Genomic DNA, 16,052 nt, shown 5'->3' with positions numbered 1-16,052 from the left:
GCGGGTTCAGTGTTATTGGCGCACGGCCGGAGTTTCGACCGACAGCCCGTTGCCACGTGAAGCAACGTAAAGCTCCAGCGCGCGGAACTCATCCGATCCTTCGGCAAAGGTTTCCGCCCGCGTATCGCGAATACAGCCACGGAAACGATTGTGGCGCGAAATCAGCTTGGCCTGTTTCAGGCGGTAGGTCGGAAATCCGTTGATCATACCCTGGCTCAGGTGATCCGCCCGGATCATGTTGCCCCAGTTGTCCTCATGACAATTGGCGCAGCTCAGTTCCAACTGGCCATAGCGGGTGTAGTACATTTCCTTACCCTGCTCCCAATAGGGGGCGGCATCGCCATCAATAGCGACGTTCATCGGCATCCCGCGTGACTGCAGACCAATCAGCGCGACCATACCCTGCATGTCGCCGCCGGACCATTTCCAGGCATCGGCTTCCATGCGATCCGTACGACACTTGTTGATCAGATCTTCCATGACCATCAGCTTGCCGCTTTCGGCATCGACCTTGGGCATGGACGCCTGCAACCCTTTGAAGCTCTCAACGCCATCATGGCACGAGGCACAGCTTTCACCAGCGGCACCATCGGCCGCCTGGAACAGGTCCGCCGCCTGGTCGACAAAGATCATCGCCGGATTGTCAAAATCGTCGATTTGAAGCGCCTGGGTTTCATCGGTTCGGAAATGCCACCCCGAATAGATTTTGTCGAAGTTTTCGACATGCGCCGGTGCCGCGGTTACCGAGATCATATCCAGCTCGTCGTTGATCACGAGATTGTCGCCGTCTGGTTCGGCCACTGCCGCCACTGGGAAAGCCAGAATTGCAACAATCGCCGTAAGTGCCTTATTTTTCATTACGTTCCTCCCTTGGTGGACCAGCGCCAGAACTCATATCCGGCGCTGACCTGCCTTAGCGGTCGAGCCGTCAGGCGATCTCGATCGATTTCTTTTCGTCGTAGACAGAACCGTCATCGTCGTACCATGTGAAGACAAACTCACCGGCCTCGGGCACAGTTGCTTCGAACTGGAAGTACGGGTTTGTCGAAATCGCCGGCTCCATCGTCACATCAACGACCAGTTCACCGTTAAACTCGCAGGTGAAACGGTTTATGATCGAACGCGGGATGACATTTCCTTCTTTGTCTTTGCGCTGACCGCTTTCCATTTTGTGGCTGATAAGCGTTTTGATCGTGATCGTTTCGCCAGCAGCGGCAGTCTTGGGAACCTTGACGCGGGGTTTTACACCGGATGCCATTGGTTGAACTCCTGTTCTTCAGGGCGCGTGGCGATCAGCCGCCGCAGCCGCCAATTGTCACTTTTACGGTCGCGGATGCCTTGGCAAAGCTGCCATCCGCCATCTTGGCCACAGCAATGACGTCCTGCGTTCCGGCTAGGCGGATGCGCGTGGATGCAGCCTGTTCGGCCGCCAGAGGGCCGAAATTGAACGTGGCAACGCCCGGCTCGGGGTTACCTGCCGCCACGATCAGAATTGCGGAAGCACCCGGCGCACTGACTTCAATCGGTACAGTATTGCCATTCTCGGCAATTTCCGGCGCCGTAAGGGTGACACCACCGTCCGCCATGTCCGCCCCGCCGGTAAACGCCGCGATGGCATCTTCGGCGGCCGCATTGGCGCGGAGCGGCATCAGTGTCAGGAACGCGGCGCTCAGGCCAAGGGCCAGAGTCTCGCGACGAGAAAGTTCCATTTTCAATCTCCTTCGGATTCTCGCAATTTCACGCCTTAACGCGTGATCATTCCTCTTTCAGGGTCGCCAGAAATGCGACCACATCCTCGATCTCCTGCGCGGTGAGGATCGTCGTCAAAGGCGCTGACGGAGCTTTGCCGGTATAGGCGTCGCCGGGGCGAATATAGCCGTCATCCTTGTAGAAGGCGGGCATGACCGTTCCTTCAAACGTCATCTTGGCATTTGCGACCAAACCGCGAAGTTCTGCTTCGCTCCAACGATCACCAGCTCCGTCCAGCATCGGTCCAACTTCGCCATGAAACGGAATTTCCGCCAAGGCCGTAACCGCGTGGCAGGCCACGCAGTTGCCCTTTGACTTGTCTCCGACGATGATCGCACCGTTTTCGGCATCACCTGCAACGCCGGTCAGAGAGACCTCGATTGCACCATAATCATCATAGGCTACGTCTTTCGGGCCTGTACCTGCCGCATAAGCGGCGACACCTGTCATTGCGCAGACCAAAGTTAAGAGTCTCAGCTTCATGATCCCTCCCATTTGCTACCGCGCCGATGGCGCTTTGCGGCCCAAAGCTTTGGTGTACCGTAGTCGACGGGCAGGGTTCGTCGCAACATTAAATTCATCAAAATGAATTTTTTTATTTGTAACGCTATCGCTCAGTCCTGCGAAATATTGTTTCGCTCCTGAATGCGCCGCGCATGGTATCGTTGAAAATCTTCACCATTATCAAGTTCGTATCGTTTCTCATTGACCCAAGTAAAAAGATCCAGGGTTGTTCCTATGGAGAACGCGCCTGGCATGACGGCAACCGCCGCATTGATGGCTGTGACGTCCTCGGGCACCTCTTCCGGCAGAAAAACAAGCGTCGGGGTGAACAGAATCCCCCACTTGCGCATCAGCGCTCTTTGCTCATTTTCTTCCCCGTCAAAGTCGGTGGCGGTGGTGCTTCCATGCAAATCCAATTGGACCACAAAGAAGTTGTCTTCGATATACACCGCCAGATCAGGCTGGGGAAAAACCTCATCATGCATCTTTTTGCAATAGATGCAGCCTTGTTGTTCAATGAATAAAACCAAGCGCTTACCTTCACTTGAAGCCTCTTCAAGGTCCTCGCGGAGGTCCTTGAACGTATCGCGCATCCACGGCGTTTTGTGCAAGCCGTCGTCGCCCAGTTCCGCAGCGGAAACTGCCCCACCCAACAGGCACGCTGCCAGGAAAAGTAATACTCGGTTCATGTCTTCCTCCTGTCTTAGCCAATCGCCGCGAGCCAGGGCATATGGTCCAGCATCCACTGGGCGATGAGGTTGATAGAGTTGGTTGCAATCAGCACGCCGAAGAGAATCAGCAGCCCGCCCATTGCCTTTTCGATCAAAGGCAAATGCTTCCTGAACCGCGCCATCCATTGCATGAACGGGCGAACCAAAAAGGCCGCCAGAACAAACGGCGCGGTCATTCCTGCACCGTAGACGAACAAAAGCATTGCACCACGCCAGGCCGTCTCGGTACCTGCCGCCGTAAACAGGATTGCCGCAAGCACCGGTCCGACGCAGGGTGTCCAGCCAAAAGCAAAGGCCAGTCCAAGAACGTAGGCTCCGATCAGGCTTATATTCGACGTCTCGCCTATGTCCGCGCGAAACTGGCGATACAGAAACCCGATGCGGACAAGCCCAAGGAAATGCAGTCCCATTGCAATGATGATGGCCGCCGCGATCCAGCGTAGAATGTCAAAATACTCTCGGACCAACTGCCCAAAAATCGAAGCCGTCGCTCCGAGAGCCATGAATACGGTGATGATCCCGGCCGCAAATGCGATTGCAGATAACGTGGCCCTGCGACGGACGCCGGGCGAAATGGCGGAACCTGCTGAAATCTGCTCCATCCCGACACCCGCCAGATAGCTGAGGTAGAAGGGCACAATCGGCAGGATGCAGGGAGAGAGAAAAGATAAAAGCCCCGCGACCAAAGCTCCTGCAAATGTAATGTCGAGCATGGTCAAACCCGTCCCAAAACGCTATCATTCACACATTCAAAATAGTAAAGATATAATGCTGCGGTCAATCGGAGCTTGAGATGCGTCAATTACTCTTGCTTGTTCTGGCAATCACATTGCTTGTTTCCCCTGTGTCTTCGCGGGCCGAAATGACACTTCTGATGGCAGAGGAAGATGGGTGTATATGGTGCGCCCGTTGGGATTCCGAAATCTCTCAGATCTACCCGAAAACGCCCGAAGGACATACCGCACCATTGCAGCGCGTCGATATCCACGCAGCACTGCCAGACGGTATTTCTCTGACAAAACCTCTCTACTACACGCCGACCTTTGTTTTGTTGGACAATGGCCACGAGGTCGGCCGGATTGAAGGCTACCCGGGCGAGGACTTTTTCTGGGGCATGTTGGGTGTTTTGCTTCGTGACGCAGGAATACCGATTGAGACCTCTGGCTAATTGGCGGCAAATTATATAAACTGTTTTGAATACGTGAAGCCAAGACAGCGAGGCATTCTTGTTGGACAAACCATCGAAACTGCCTGTGTTCTCGAAGGACATGTGTGCGGAAGATCTGGACCGAATGATGGAAAATGCCCAGACGGCATCAAACTTCCTGAAGGCTATCAGTCACGAAGGGCGTCTGATGATCCTGTGCTATTTGTCCTCGGGGGAAAAATCCGTCACCCAGATGGAGGAGATGCTATCGGCTCGGCAGGCTGCGGTCTCTCAACAACTGTCTCGCCTGCGCTTCGAAGGTCTGGTCAAAACCCGGCGCGAAGGAAAAACGATCTACTACAGACTGGCTGACGACCGATCGACACAGATTCTCGAGGTTGTTTACGATCTTTTCTGCAGGGAAAATTAGAGGCCCTGTCTGAAAGGCCGCCAGCTTTGGGAGGGGACTGGCCATGTTCGAATTGCTGGGAGACGCCAATTCCGTTGCCCTGATCGGATTGATCGGCGGGATAGTGTTGGGATTGGCGGCACGTATCGGTCGTTTCTGCACGTTGGGCGCGATTGAGGACTACCTATACGCGGATGATGATGGGCGGCTGCGAATGTGGGCGGTGGCAATCGGTGTGGCCATTGTCGGTAGCCACGTGGCTATGGCGTTGGGTTGGCTCGATCCCGTCGAAACGACATATCTTGCACAATCGTGGAACCCGCTCGGCTCGATCGTGGGGGGGTTGCTGTTCGGCTACGGCATGGCCATCAGTGGAAACTGTGGCTACGGCGCATTGGCAAGGCTGGGGGGCGGTGACCTCCGATCATTCGTAATCGTATCTGTCCTTGGTCTGTCAGCATACGTCGCGATGTCGGGCCCTTTGGCGTATCTCAGGGTTTCGGTATTTCCTGTGGAAATGGATATCGGCCAGCCGCAGAGCATCAGCTTACTGGCCGAGCGCTTGACCTCTGTTCCGGCCTGGTTGATTGGCACGCTTGTCGGCGCCGCCACTGTGGGTTTCGCTCTGGCAAACGAACGGTTTCGCCGCACCCCGTCGCGGGTATTTTGGGGCACAGCCGTAGGACTGGCGGTCGCCTCAGGTTGGCTTGGAACGTATCGGGTTGCGTCTCATGGCTTTGACGGAGAGACGGTGCAGACCCATACATTCGCAAAGCCGCTGGGTGACACGATACTCTATCTGATGACGGCGTCCGGCACCACGCTTTCCTTTGCTGTCGGTTCGGTCTCAGGTGTTCTCATCGGAGCGTTCCTTGGATCCTGGTCCAAGGGCCATTTCCGGTGGGAAGCGTGCGAGGATCCACGTGAACTCAAGCGGCAAATGCTGGGTGCCGCCATCATGGGCCCGGGCGCGGTCATCGCGGTTGGATGCAGCGTTGGACAAGGCATCTCTGCCTTCTCACTTCTTGCCTACAGCGCGCCCGTCACATTCGCTGCGATCTTCGCCGGGGCAGCCCTTGGTTTGAGGCAACTCGTCTCAGGGCTGTCTTTCATAACTGAGCGTTGAGTTCCTAATTCAACGCCAACCGGAAACAACTTCCCGCCGCCTCCCTGACGTCGGTGAGTTTCTTTCGCCAATAATCAGTTCGTGTTGATAGCGTTTTCTTGATTAGCGCCTCATACCTCATCATGATCCAGATATGTCGGTCGAAATTGAAAAGTGGCTAAATGATCTCGGATTGAGTCAGTACGCAGATGCTTTTGCGGAAAACGATATCGATGCGCGCGTTCTGCCATTGTTGACAAGCGACGACCTCAAGGAGCTTGGGGTAAGTCTGGGTCATCGAAAAATCATTCTCGCTGCGGTTCGGGAACTGAGTGGCCAACAGAAATTGCCCACTTCACCCCAGTCAGCGGACGGGCGAGTCGATGAGAAGGATGAGGCATTTGTTTCTGATGAGGCTGAAAGTGGAAGTCCATCGAAAAGAAGATCTACAACACAAACAGCCGCTGAGAGGCGACATTTAACAGTCGTGTTTGCTGATCTGGTTGGCTCGACAGAACTGACCAATCGCCTGGATCCCGAAGACATGCGGGGTCTGTTGCAGAATTACCAGGATGCCGTCGCAGGGGCGGTAAGCCGATATGGCGGCTACGTCGCGAAATATCTGGGCGATGGCCTTCTGGTGTTCTTCGGCTGGCCAACGGCCTATGAAGATCACGCTGTTCGCGCGGTAAAGGCCGGTCTTGAGGCTGTTCGACGGGTCAAAGAACTTAAAACGCCGGACGGCGAGCGTTTGTCGGTAAGGCTGGGCGTTGCGAGTGGTGATGTGGTGGTCGGCGACACGGTCGGAGAAAACACTTACGAAGAAGGCGCAATGACCGGCCCGATCGTCAATCTTGCGGCTCGGTTGCAGGAATATGCAGAACCAAACTCAGTCGTCTTGTCTGTTGAAGAAACCGAAGCAGCCTTGCATCAGATTTTCGAGTTCAAATCTCTTGGGCAAACCGAACTCAAGGGGTTCAGAGAACCACGCACTCTGTTGAAAGTAGTTTCGGAGCGCAGCGCGGAGAGCCGTTTTCGCGCTTCACACAGAAATGACGCCGGCAGCGCCATGATTGGCAGGGATTACGAAAAAGGGATCCTTTTGCAGTCGTGGCAACGTGCCAAAAGCGGTCATGGGGAAGTTGTCCTTCTGGCGGGCGAGGCCGGAATCGGAAAATCGCGCCTGACAGAGGAATTCCTTGCAGAAGTCGCCGCAACTGACGAAGCCGATGTGATAAGACTGAACTGTTCCCCTTATCTGACCAGCAGTCCTTTCCACCCGGTTACGCAGCGAATTTCCCAGGACGCGGATGTTGAACCTGACTTTGATGACAATCTGATCCTCGACCATGTCAGGAAGATGCTGGAGGGCAGAAAAGGCTTGGACTGGGAGAAGGTCTTGCCTGTTTTCGCCGCCTTGGTCGCGCCTCGTAGCGCGCTCGCTCGAGAAGTGCTCGACTTGACGCCGCAGGAGCAGCGCGACCTAACAATTCAAACCTTGATCCACGCGGTTCAGGTTCGGTCAAACGTGCGTCCGGTTATTCTGTGCGTTGAGGATGCTCATTGGATCGATCCTTCGACGCAGGCCCTGTTGGAGCGTTTCAAAGCGATTTGCACCGATCTTCCCCTGATGATGTTGATAACGCACAGACCGGGCTGGGAAATGGCCCGTGACGATGGAGCCTCGCACGTTCAGACCCTCTTGCTGAGGCGGTTTGATTCAGCTCATGTCTTCAATCTGGTTCGCAATATTACCGGTCAGGATCCGGACGATGCGCTGATCGCCGCAATTGTTGAGAAGACGGATGGCGTGCCCTTGTTCGTCGAGGAACTGACCCGTGCAATCGTGGAAGCCGGAGAGCAGGGACAAATCCACATACCGTCGTCTTTGAAAGGTGCGTTGATGGCGCGGCTCGATGCGGTTTCACCAGAGGCCAAACAAGTCGCGCTTACGGGATCCGTCATTGGCCGGGAGTTTGAGCCGAGCATATTGAGTGCCGCAATGAGCCTAGATGAAGCCGACATCATCAAGCGTCTCGAAGAGCTTTCTCGTACCGGCCTGATCTTTGAAAGCGGGCATAATCGTGGGCATTTCGTTTTCCGACATGCCCTTATTCGTGACACTGCCTATCAGTCTATGTTGAGCTCTACCCGAAGACAGCAGCACTCAGGTGTGGCGCGCGCTTTGCTGCAGATGCGATCCGCTGAGATTGAACGCAGACCCGAATTGGTCGCCCGCCATCTTTCAGAGGCCGAAGAATGGCCCGCTGCGTTCGAAAAATGGCGCACTGCGACTGAAATGGCCCTCGGGCGATCCGCTAGTCAAGAGGCGATGGTCAACGCCCGGGAAACACTCAAGGCAGCGGAAAATCTCGGACCTGAGAACAGTGCTGAAACGATCAAGAGCAAAATACTGATCGGTCGCAGCCATGACAGCCTGGGTCAGTTGCCAGAGGGTATAGCGGTCTTGAAAGCTGCTTCGGACGCAGCCCGTGTCATACGTGACGTAGAGCTCGCTGCAGATGCGGCCAACCACTTTGCGGATTCGTGTATGATGTCGAGCGAGAAATACAGCGAGGCAATTGAACTTTGTGACGACGCGCTGAAGGACCTGCCCGACCATGACGAAGTTCGCCGGTGCAGGCTGATGAGCCAACTTGCGCGCGCGCACATGTTTGCTGGCCAGCTTTCCGAGGGCGTGCGTTTTGGCCAGCAATCCATGGAACTGGCCGCGAGACTGGGTGATTACAAATCCCAGTTCTCTGTGATGATGATGCATTTTGGCGCGCCGTTTGTCGCGCGCAAAGGAAGAGAGGCACGCCATTGGCGTGAAAACCTCGATGCCATGCATCGGGTGGCCGAGAACCTGGGAAGTATTGATCAGGGCCGGAATTGGACACTCAGCCTGTTTGTCGGAGCCGAAATGGCCGACCGAGACCTGATGGACAAATCGCTCGAATTGCTGGCGGAGAACTCGGAAAAGGAAAACCATCTGCAGCTCTACTGGGTTCAGAAACACGCACGCGCCATGATTGCAATTATGGACGGCGATTTTGACCAGGCCGAAAAGCATGCAACCGAGGCGGTGCAGATAGGTCGGAAGACCCACGGCGAACACGTTGAGGGCGTCTTCGGTGTTCAGATGTTCACCATCCGCCGCGAACAGAACCGTCTGCACGAGGTCGCGCCGGTGATCAAAAAACTGATGACGGACAGCCCCGATGATATTTCCTGGAAACCGGGCTTTGGCCTGATCGCGGCAGAGTTGGGATATACAGAACCAGCCGAACGCATTTTGAACGAAATGGCAGAAAATGGCTTCGATCTTCCACCGGATGCCATGTATTCGACCACATTGTCCTATCTTGCCGACATTTGCGTCGCCGTTGAGAACCTTAAGCATGCCAAGACCCTCTTTGACATGCTTGCCCCATACGAAGAGCTGACGATCACCGCTGGGGCAACCACAGTTTGCACCGGGGCTGCTGCGAGACGCCTTGGCAGTCTGGCCGCGCTGCTGAAGGACTGGGATACTGCCGAAAGGATGTTCGAAAAGGCTATCGAAATAGACACGCACATGAAATGCCCGCCCTGGATTGCGCATAGCAAGGCAGCCTACGCATCCGCGCTGCGGCGCCGGGGTCGAACGGATGATCTGAAGTTGGCGTTTCAACTGGAAGGGGAAGCGTTGGCAACTTCGCAGAAATTGAGTATGGTTTCCTTAAGGTCAAAGCTCGAAGGAACAGCCAGTTAAGGCCATACCATGCTTGGGGGAGCATCATGCCAAGGTACATCATAGAAAGACAATTCGCCGAGCAACTGAACGTCACCGACGATGACAAAATCCACATCAAGCAGATCAATGACGAGGTCGGCGTCGAGTGGATTTTCTCGTTCCTGAGCGCAGACAAGCGCAAAACATACTGCCTGTATGAAGCCCCTGATGAGGAGAGCCTCAGAAAGGCGGCCGAGCGCCTGAACATTCCTGCCGATGTCATAACACCTGTGGATCAGATCGATCCGGGCATATTCGCCTGACCGTCAGCCGGTCTTTTACCTGAAAGAACGTAGCTCCTTCGTGAAGGGCTTCATAAGTACATGAGGCAGCCGTGCAAGAAGCCTGACCTGACAATGGGGAGGCCTAAGCATGTATGACCTGAAAAAACTCGACGGAAGCACAGCAACTGTGGATCAGGAAGCGCTGGACGCGCTGGATGCCTCGCTTCGTGGCGGTGTCTACCTGCAGGGAACTTCGGAATATGAAGACGCAAGGACGACCTGGAACAGTATGTTCGAGCGTTATCCCGGGTTCGTAATCCGCGCCATGGGGGCGAGTGATGTCCAGAAGGCAGTGAACTTTGTCAGAGACGCAGGCCTCATGATGTCGGTCCGGTCCGGTGGGCATCAGATTGCAGGTCATGCTGTCGCAGACGAGACCGTAATGCTCGATCTGTCCCAGATGCGGTCTGTACACGTGGATCCGGTCAACAAGATTGCGCGGGTTGCGCCAGGTGCACTGCTTGGCGACGTAGATCGCGAAACTCAGGCTCATGGGCTTGCCGTTCCCGTTGGCATCAACTCGACCACGGGTATCGCAGGTCTGACCTTGGGCGGTGGCTTTGGATGGACCACCCGGAAATTCGGCATGACTATCGACAACCTGCTTTCGGCAGAAGTCGTGACCGCAGACGGCGCGATTGTAACGGCCTCTTCCACGAGCCACCCAGAGCTTTTCTGGGCCATCCGCGGTGGGGGTGGAAATTTCGGGGTCGTGACTTCCTTCGAGTTCCAGTTGCACGACCTCGGACCCGATGTTCTGTCAGGCCTGATCGTACATCCGATCGAAAAAGCGTCGGAGCTTCTTGCCCAATTTGCGGCCATTGCAGACAATTCCCCTGATGAACTGACCGTCTGGAGCGTGATGCGCAAAGCACCGCCTCTGCCTTTCCTGCCGGAGGAATGGCATGGGCGGGAAGTGCTGATCTTTGCGGCTTGCTATAGTGGACCGATGGGCGAGGGTGAAAAGGCGATGTCACCCTTACGTGCGCTCGGCGAACCGATTGCCGATGTCATATCACCGCACAAGTTCGTGGACTGGCAAGCCGCCTTTGACCCCTTGTTGACGCCCGGGGCCCGGAACTATTGGAAAAGCCATGATTTCGATGCGCTATCCTCGGATGCGATAGCGGGTCTGCTGGAGGCAATTTCCAGCCTTCCCGACCCGGCGTGCGAAGTCTTCATTGCCCATCTAGGTGGCGCAATGGCCCGCGTTGAATCCAGCGCGACAGCGTATCCGGAAAGATCGGCACATTTCATCATGAACGTTCACACGCGCTGGGAAGACCCCAGCAAGGACGGAGAATGCATTGAATGGGCGCGCAGGCTTTATGAGCAGATGCGACCACATTCGACTGGCAGCGCGTATGTGAACTTCATGCCAGAGGACGAAGCGGATCATATGACTTGCGCGTACGGCGCGCATGGGGAGAAGCTAACAAAGATCAAAGGCAACTATGATCCAAATAATCTGTTCAGGATCAATCACAACATCTTGCCCGGGTGAGGCCATGCCGTGCTTGCAAGGTCGGGCTGAGTAGAGACCCGTAACCTGATTTGGTACCGCACAAATGCTCACTTGGGTGTGCCAAAAGCCCGCAGGGAGCTCTTGATTGCCGTCTTGAGGGTCCATACGAATCCGGTTTCGAAATCAACCGAATGAGGCGGCGAAGAGAGAACTGTGCATTGCATATCTGCCGGTCTTGCTGATCGAAGCGTTCCGCCAGCTTCACCATAACCGGCCCTCGTTTCCCGACCTGAGCAGCGCGCATGTGATCAATAAGGTAGTGCGCCAGCCGCTCTCATTCTCGGGGGGCTAAACTACACACTGGGTCTAAATAGCCATTGCAGGCTGTCCAGACCTTTGGATGACACTTATCCGCTTTTCTCTGAACGAGCATATCCGACGACGCCAATTCGGTTTTGGATAGATGCGTACAGATTTCTTTTTGATACTTCCTCGACAAATTCCGATTTTTGACTTTGTTTCATAAGCGCGTACAATTCCAACAGCTTTTAGCGTTGGATTTTCAAGTTGGCCCGCCTTCACGAAGACGACGGTAGGAAAAGCGGCCAGCACGGGAGGGGGAAATGAAGAGATTTTCTGTTTGGTTGTTTGCCCTCCTGTCGCTTACGGGGTGCTGGGAGAAGGAAGAGGAAACAGCCGAAACGGTCGTCCGTCCCGTCAGAGCAACCGAGATTTCCGATCTGTCCAGTTTGCATGACCGGTATTTTGTTGGAACAGCCAGAGCCGCGCGCGAGGTGTCCCTGGCATTTCGCGTCCCGGGCAACGTGGTCGGAGTGGACGTTCAGGTTGGCGACCTGGTGGCCAAGGGCGACGTTGTCGCAGCCTTGGACCCGGCCCCATACCAGGCCGAGGTCGATCGGCTTTCAGCAGAACTTGAGAGCGCGCAGGCGACGTTCGAGAACGCCAAGCTTCAAACGGACCGGCAACGTTCATTGGTTGAAAAAGACGTTGCTGCGCAAGCGACACTTGATCGGTTTGTCGCGGGTGAAACATCAGCTCAGGCAGCAATCAATTCTGTCCAGGGCGCGCTGGACAGGGCCACCTTGGATTTGACCTATACAAGCCTGACTGCGCCATTCGATGGGCGTGTGGTCGCAAAATACATCGAGGATTTTGAAGAGGTCGCGGCACAAAGCCCGGTTCTGCGCATTCTGGATGCGGAGCACATCGAAGTGGTGATCGATATCCCCGAACGATACATCGCCCTGATCCCGCATATCGAGGACATAACCGTTACTTTTGACGCTTTAGGGGACGTGATCCTGCCTGCCGAGATCAGTGAGATTGGTTCTGAAGCTTCTGCAACCACCCGAACCTTCCCCGTCACGCTGATTATGGAGCAACCAGAAGACTCGCTTGTTCTTCCGGGCATGGCAGGGCGTGTCAGCGGTCAGCCAAAGGAAGGGCACGAGCCATTTGACGCGATCACGGTTCCTGCCAGCGCGGTTTTTGTGCCCGAAGGGGAAACCGCCCCTCATGTCTGGGTGTTTGACGCAGCCTCGGAAACCGTGACCGCACGGAAGGTTGCGCTTGGCACACCCCGGTCGCAAGGGGTCGCCGTCAGCGAAGGACTGGAGTTCGGCGACGTGGTCGTTACGGCCGGCGCGAACTCTTTGCGAGAGGGCCAGAAGGTGTCGCTGCTTTCTGAGGATCCGGAATAATGGGCCTTGCCGCATTCGCAGTCCGCAACGCCAAGTTTGTTTGGTTTACGGTCGTCATGCTTACGTTGGGCGGCATTTCGGCGTTCTTCAGTCTTGGCCAGTTGGAAGACCCCGAATTCACCATCAAGACCGCAGTTGTAACCACCCCCTATCCCGGTGCCAGCCCTGAAGAAGTTGAGCAGGAGGTCACCGAACGGATTGAACTCAAGCTTCAAGAGATCAAGGAAATCGACTACATCTCGAGCGAAAGCCGGGCCGGCATTTCGACCATCAAGGTCGAGATCCGTCCGAATTACTGGTCCGATGAACTTCCCCAGATCTGGGACACGCTGCGCCGCAAAGTCAGGGACGTGGAAACAGACCTGCCCCCTGGCGCAGGCCGTCCTGCTATCAACGACGATTTCGGTGATGTCTTCGGGCTTCTGCTGGCCATGACATCTGATGGGTTTGCCGCCCAGGAACTCGACCGGTTTGCCGAAGACTTCAAGCGAGAACTCTCATTGATCGACGGTGTCGGACGCGTCGATCTGTGGGGAGAGCGCGACAGGGTCATCTATCTGGAAACACGGGAAGAAACTTTGGCTGCGCTGGGCGTATCGGCTCAGACCATTCTCAGCACCTTGCAGACGCAGAACGCGATTGTGGATGCGGGGCGGGTGAACATTGGCGACTACCGCATGCGGATTGCGCCAAGCGGTACATTCACCAGCCCGACGGACATTGCAGATCTGGTGGTGCGGCCAAGCGGTCTGGATCAGGTTCAAAGCGGCCAACGTCGGGGCCCGGAACTGCTCCGGCTGGGTGAAGTTGTCGAGGTCAAGGAAGGTTACGCTGATCCACCGACCACCATGATGCGCTATAACGGTCTTCCGTCCATTGGATTGGCGATATCCTTCCAGTCAGGTGTCAACGTCGTCAGCGTGGGAGAAGCTGTAGATGCGAGAGTGTCTGAACTGATCGCGGCCCTGCCTGTGGGCATCGAGGTTGAGCGGGTTCATTGGCAGTCCGACGACGTGAATCTGGCAGTCAGTAGTTTCCTGATCAGCCTCGGACAGGCCGTCGCGATTGTCTTGGTCGTTTTGACCTTGGCGATGGGTGTTCGGATGGGCATCATCATCGGCAGCGGGTTGATCTTGACGATACTCGCCACCTTCATTCCGCTGGCGATGCTGGGCATAGATCTTCAGCGCATGTCCTTGGGCGCGCTGATCATTGCGCTGGGCATGATGGTCGACAACTCAATCGTCGTGGCGGATGGCGCAATGGTTCGGATGTCGCAAGGCATGGATCGCGCGAAAGCCGCAATCGACGCCGCAACGCGCCCCGCCATGTCCCTGCTTGGGGCCACGTTCGTCGCCGTGATGGCCTTCTACCCGATCTTTGCATCTGTCGAGAGCGCGGGAGAGTACTGCCGAACACTTTTCTCGGTTGTCGGGATTGCGCTGCTGGTCAGTTGGCTGTTGTCCATGACGGTCACGCCACTGCAGTGTGTTGCCATGCTGCCCGAGCCAAAGGGCGGAGCCAGCGAGACTTTTGACACCGGTCTCTACGCCGTTTACCGCCGTTTTCTGGCCGCCGCGATCCGGGTTCGCTACCTGACGATCGGTGTAGCCCTGGGTGCTTTGGTTGTCGCAGGCGTGGGCTTTGGTTCGGTCACACAACTGTTTTTCCCAACCTCTTCGATGACCAAGTACATGATCGATTATTACGCGCCCGAGGGAACGCGGATTGAAGCCGTGTCAGAAGCCATCAAACGCATCGAAGAGCAGGTGGAAATGGATGACCGCGTGACTGGTATCGCAAGTTTTATCGGGGCAGGCCCGCCGCGTTTCTACTTGCCCGTCGATCCCGAAGGGACCAATCCGTCCTACGCGCAAGTCATCGTGAACGTCCAGGATTACCGGGACATTCCCGAGATGACCAAAGCCATTTCGCTGTGGATGTCCGAGAATATGCCCGAGGCAACCTCGTTCACGCGCCAGTTTGGTGTGGGCCCCAGCAATACCTGGGCGTTTGAAAACCGTATCATCGGCCCGGCAGATGCCGATCCCGAAACCCTGCGCGAAATTGGCGACCGGGCTGTTGCGATATTGGATCAGCATCAATGGACGAAGGTGGCGCGCACCGATTGGCGCAACAGGGTCCTGAAGACCGTGCCTGACTATGACCAGGACCGGGCACGATGGACGGGCATCACGTATGAAGACCTTGGCAACACGACGAAACGCGCGTTTGACGGCCGTTCGGTTGGCCTCTACCGCGAGGGCGATGAGTTGCTGCCGATCATCGTCCGGCCCGGCGCGGAAGATGTGGCCGCCGTGGACAACTTTGAACTTCTGCAACTGCAGTCTCCGTTTTCAGTGGAACCGGTCCCGTTGGCCCAGGTCGTGCGCGGCGTGAATATCCAGCCGGAAGACCCAACGATCAATCGCCGCGACCGGCGCCGAGTTCTCACCGTTCAGGCCAACCCCATCGACAGCGTTACCCTGCCAAGCTATCGCGCCGCAGTTATCGCCGATTTTGACGCGTTGGAGGCCGACTTGCCGCAAGGCTACAGCATGGAGTGGGGCGGAGAGTACGAGGACACGGTATCTGCTCAGGCGTCCCTGATCCCCGGAATGATACCCGCGTTTTCGATCATGGCTCTTATCGTTGTTGGCCTGTTCAACTCGTATCGCAGACCGCTGGTCATTTTTCTGACCGTGCCTTTTGTGCTGATAGGCATCGTCCCCAGCTTGCTTCTCACGAACACACCCTTCGGGTTTGTGGCGTTGCTCGGCGGCATGAGCCTGGCTGGCATGATGATCAAGAATGCGATTGTTCTGATCGATCAGATCAACGACAACTTGGCTGAAGGTCAACCGGGATACGACGCCGTTTTGAATGCCGGCGCCTCAAGACTGCGCCCCGTCGTATTGGCCGCGGCAACCACGGTTCTGGGTGTCATACCACTGCTGCCGGACGTGTTTTGGGTGGGTCTTGCTGTCACGATCATGGGCGGATTGACGGTGGGCACGATGCTCACAATGATCCTCGTCCCGGTTTTGTTCGCCACGCTGAATGGTATCCGACAATCACCACAGGCCGTTTAACATGGCCTTTCGAACCACGGTCGGATCAGTTTTTTCCGAGTGAGATAGATGGTTGCGCAATTGATTTAGC

14 protein-coding genes are annotated in these 16,052 nt (G+C 56.0%); 8 read left to right on the top strand and 6 right to left on the bottom strand.

Annotated elements, in window-relative coordinates; all coding sequences use genetic code 11:
• Window positions 1-12: 12 nt before the first annotated feature.
• The 6 genes from soxA to AC2FIR_RS20795 all read right to left on the bottom strand — a co-directional run bounded on the left by soxA (window position 13) and on the right by AC2FIR_RS20795 (window position 3,697).
• Window positions 13-858 (bottom strand): sulfur oxidation c-type cytochrome SoxA, encoded by an 846-nt coding sequence (gene soxA / locus AC2FIR_RS20820; RefSeq protein WP_170807472.1) that lies wholly within the window; start codon window positions 856-858, stop codon window positions 13-15.
• A gap of 70 nt (window positions 859-928) precedes the next feature.
• Window positions 929-1,258: a thiosulfate oxidation carrier complex protein SoxZ gene (gene soxZ / locus AC2FIR_RS20815; RefSeq protein ID WP_170617232.1), complete on the bottom strand. Its 330-nt coding sequence runs from the start codon at window positions 1,256-1,258 to the stop codon at window positions 929-931.
• Window positions 1,259-1,292: 34 nt separating this feature from the next.
• Complete coding sequence (gene soxY, locus AC2FIR_RS20810) at window positions 1,293-1,709, bottom strand: thiosulfate oxidation carrier protein SoxY (RefSeq protein ID WP_170617230.1); 417 nt, start codon at window positions 1,707-1,709, stop codon at window positions 1,293-1,295.
• Window positions 1,710-1,755: 46 nt separating this feature from the next.
• Window positions 1,756-2,232 carry a sulfur oxidation c-type cytochrome SoxX gene (soxX, locus tag AC2FIR_RS20805; protein WP_170617228.1) on the bottom strand — a complete coding sequence of 159 codons (477 nt, stop codon included), beginning with the start codon at window positions 2,230-2,232 and terminating at the stop codon, window positions 1,756-1,758.
• A gap of 131 nt (window positions 2,233-2,363) precedes the next feature.
• Window positions 2,364-2,942: a thioredoxin family protein gene (locus AC2FIR_RS20800; protein ID WP_496763015.1), complete on the bottom strand. Its 579-nt coding sequence runs from the start codon at window positions 2,940-2,942 to the stop codon at window positions 2,364-2,366.
• 14 nt (window positions 2,943-2,956) lie between these two features.
• Window positions 2,957-3,697: a cytochrome c biogenesis CcdA family protein gene (locus AC2FIR_RS20795; protein ID WP_170617224.1), complete on the bottom strand. Its 741-nt coding sequence runs from the start codon at window positions 3,695-3,697 to the stop codon at window positions 2,957-2,959.
• Between the two features lie 80 nt (window positions 3,698-3,777).
• Between AC2FIR_RS20795 and AC2FIR_RS20790 the strand changes: the two genes are divergently transcribed.
• The 8 genes from AC2FIR_RS20790 (at window position 3,778) to AC2FIR_RS20755 (ending at window position 15,982) form a co-directional block, all read left to right on the top strand.
• Window positions 3,778-4,152 carry a thioredoxin domain-containing protein gene (locus tag AC2FIR_RS20790; RefSeq protein ID WP_170617222.1) on the top strand — a complete coding sequence of 125 codons (375 nt, stop codon included), beginning with the start codon at window positions 3,778-3,780 and terminating at the stop codon, window positions 4,150-4,152.
• 100 nt (window positions 4,153-4,252) lie between these two features.
• Window positions 4,253-4,561: a metalloregulator ArsR/SmtB family transcription factor gene (locus tag AC2FIR_RS20785; RefSeq protein WP_170617300.1), complete on the top strand. Its 309-nt coding sequence runs from the start codon at window positions 4,253-4,255 to the stop codon at window positions 4,559-4,561.
• Between the two features lie 43 nt (window positions 4,562-4,604).
• Window positions 4,605-5,666: a YeeE/YedE family protein gene (locus AC2FIR_RS20780; protein WP_170619808.1), complete on the top strand. Its 1,062-nt coding sequence runs from the start codon at window positions 4,605-4,607 to the stop codon at window positions 5,664-5,666.
• A 133-nt stretch (window positions 5,667-5,799) separates the two neighbouring features.
• Window positions 5,800-9,399, top strand: a complete 3,600-nt coding sequence (locus tag AC2FIR_RS20775; protein WP_496716835.1) for an adenylate/guanylate cyclase domain-containing protein — start codon at window positions 5,800-5,802, stop codon at window positions 9,397-9,399.
• 26 nt (window positions 9,400-9,425) lie between these two features.
• Entirely contained in the window at window positions 9,426-9,683 is a 258-nt protein-coding gene (locus tag AC2FIR_RS20770; protein ID WP_170617216.1) for a DUF4242 domain-containing protein, read from the top strand.
• Window positions 9,684-9,792: 109 nt separating this feature from the next.
• Window positions 9,793-11,208 (top strand): FAD-binding oxidoreductase, encoded by a 1,416-nt coding sequence (locus AC2FIR_RS20765; protein ID WP_496763014.1) that lies wholly within the window; start codon window positions 9,793-9,795, stop codon window positions 11,206-11,208.
• A 584-nt stretch (window positions 11,209-11,792) separates the two neighbouring features.
• Window positions 11,793-12,890, top strand: coding sequence for an efflux RND transporter periplasmic adaptor subunit (locus AC2FIR_RS20760; RefSeq protein ID WP_170617212.1), 1,098 nt, complete (start codon window positions 11,793-11,795; stop codon window positions 12,888-12,890).
• On the top strand, window positions 12,890-15,982 hold the full coding sequence (locus tag AC2FIR_RS20755) for an efflux RND transporter permease subunit (RefSeq protein ID WP_170817377.1): 3,093 nt from the start codon (window positions 12,890-12,892) through the stop codon (window positions 15,980-15,982). Before AC2FIR_RS20760 ends, AC2FIR_RS20755 begins: the two co-directional genes overlap by 1 nt.
• Window positions 15,983-16,052: the final 70 nt, after the last annotated feature.

Source organism: Ruegeria sp. CDSB136 (assembly GCF_059610965.1).
Note: the sequence above shows the minus strand (reverse complement) of the source record. Positions and strands in the feature narration are given on the sequence as shown.

What these genes read in the sequence shown, in the direction of transcription:
- soxA (WP_170807472.1), bottom strand. Translation starts at nt 858, where the DNA reads ATGAAAAATAAGGCACTTACGGCGATTGTTGCAATTCTGGCTTTCCCA.
- soxZ (WP_170617232.1), bottom strand. Translation starts at nt 1,258, where the DNA reads ATGGCATCCGGTGTAAAACCCCGCGTCAAGGTTCCCAAGACTGCCGCT.
- soxY (WP_170617230.1), bottom strand. Translation starts at nt 1,709, where the DNA reads ATGGAACTTTCTCGTCGCGAGACTCTGGCCCTTGGCCTGAGCGCCGCG.
- soxX (WP_170617228.1), bottom strand. Translation starts at nt 2,232, where the DNA reads ATGAAGCTGAGACTCTTAACTTTGGTCTGCGCAATGACAGGTGTCGCC.
- AC2FIR_RS20800 (WP_496763015.1), bottom strand. Translation starts at nt 2,942, where the DNA reads ATGAACCGAGTATTACTTTTCCTGGCAGCGTGCCTGTTGGGTGGGGCA.
- AC2FIR_RS20795 (WP_170617224.1), bottom strand. Translation starts at nt 3,697, where the DNA reads ATGCTCGACATTACATTTGCAGGAGCTTTGGTCGCGGGGCTTTTATCT.
- AC2FIR_RS20790 (WP_170617222.1), top strand. Translation starts at nt 3,778, where the DNA reads ATGCGTCAATTACTCTTGCTTGTTCTGGCAATCACATTGCTTGTTTCC.
- AC2FIR_RS20785 (WP_170617300.1), top strand. Translation starts at nt 4,253, where the DNA reads ATGTGTGCGGAAGATCTGGACCGAATGATGGAAAATGCCCAGACGGCA.
- AC2FIR_RS20780 (WP_170619808.1), top strand. Translation starts at nt 4,605, where the DNA reads ATGTTCGAATTGCTGGGAGACGCCAATTCCGTTGCCCTGATCGGATTG.
- AC2FIR_RS20775 (WP_496716835.1), top strand. Translation starts at nt 5,800, where the DNA reads ATGTCGGTCGAAATTGAAAAGTGGCTAAATGATCTCGGATTGAGTCAG.
- AC2FIR_RS20770 (WP_170617216.1), top strand. Translation starts at nt 9,426, where the DNA reads ATGCCAAGGTACATCATAGAAAGACAATTCGCCGAGCAACTGAACGTC.
- AC2FIR_RS20765 (WP_496763014.1), top strand. Translation starts at nt 9,793, where the DNA reads ATGTATGACCTGAAAAAACTCGACGGAAGCACAGCAACTGTGGATCAG.
- AC2FIR_RS20760 (WP_170617212.1), top strand. Translation starts at nt 11,793, where the DNA reads ATGAAGAGATTTTCTGTTTGGTTGTTTGCCCTCCTGTCGCTTACGGGG.
- AC2FIR_RS20755 (WP_170817377.1), top strand. Translation starts at nt 12,890, where the DNA reads ATGGGCCTTGCCGCATTCGCAGTCCGCAACGCCAAGTTTGTTTGGTTT.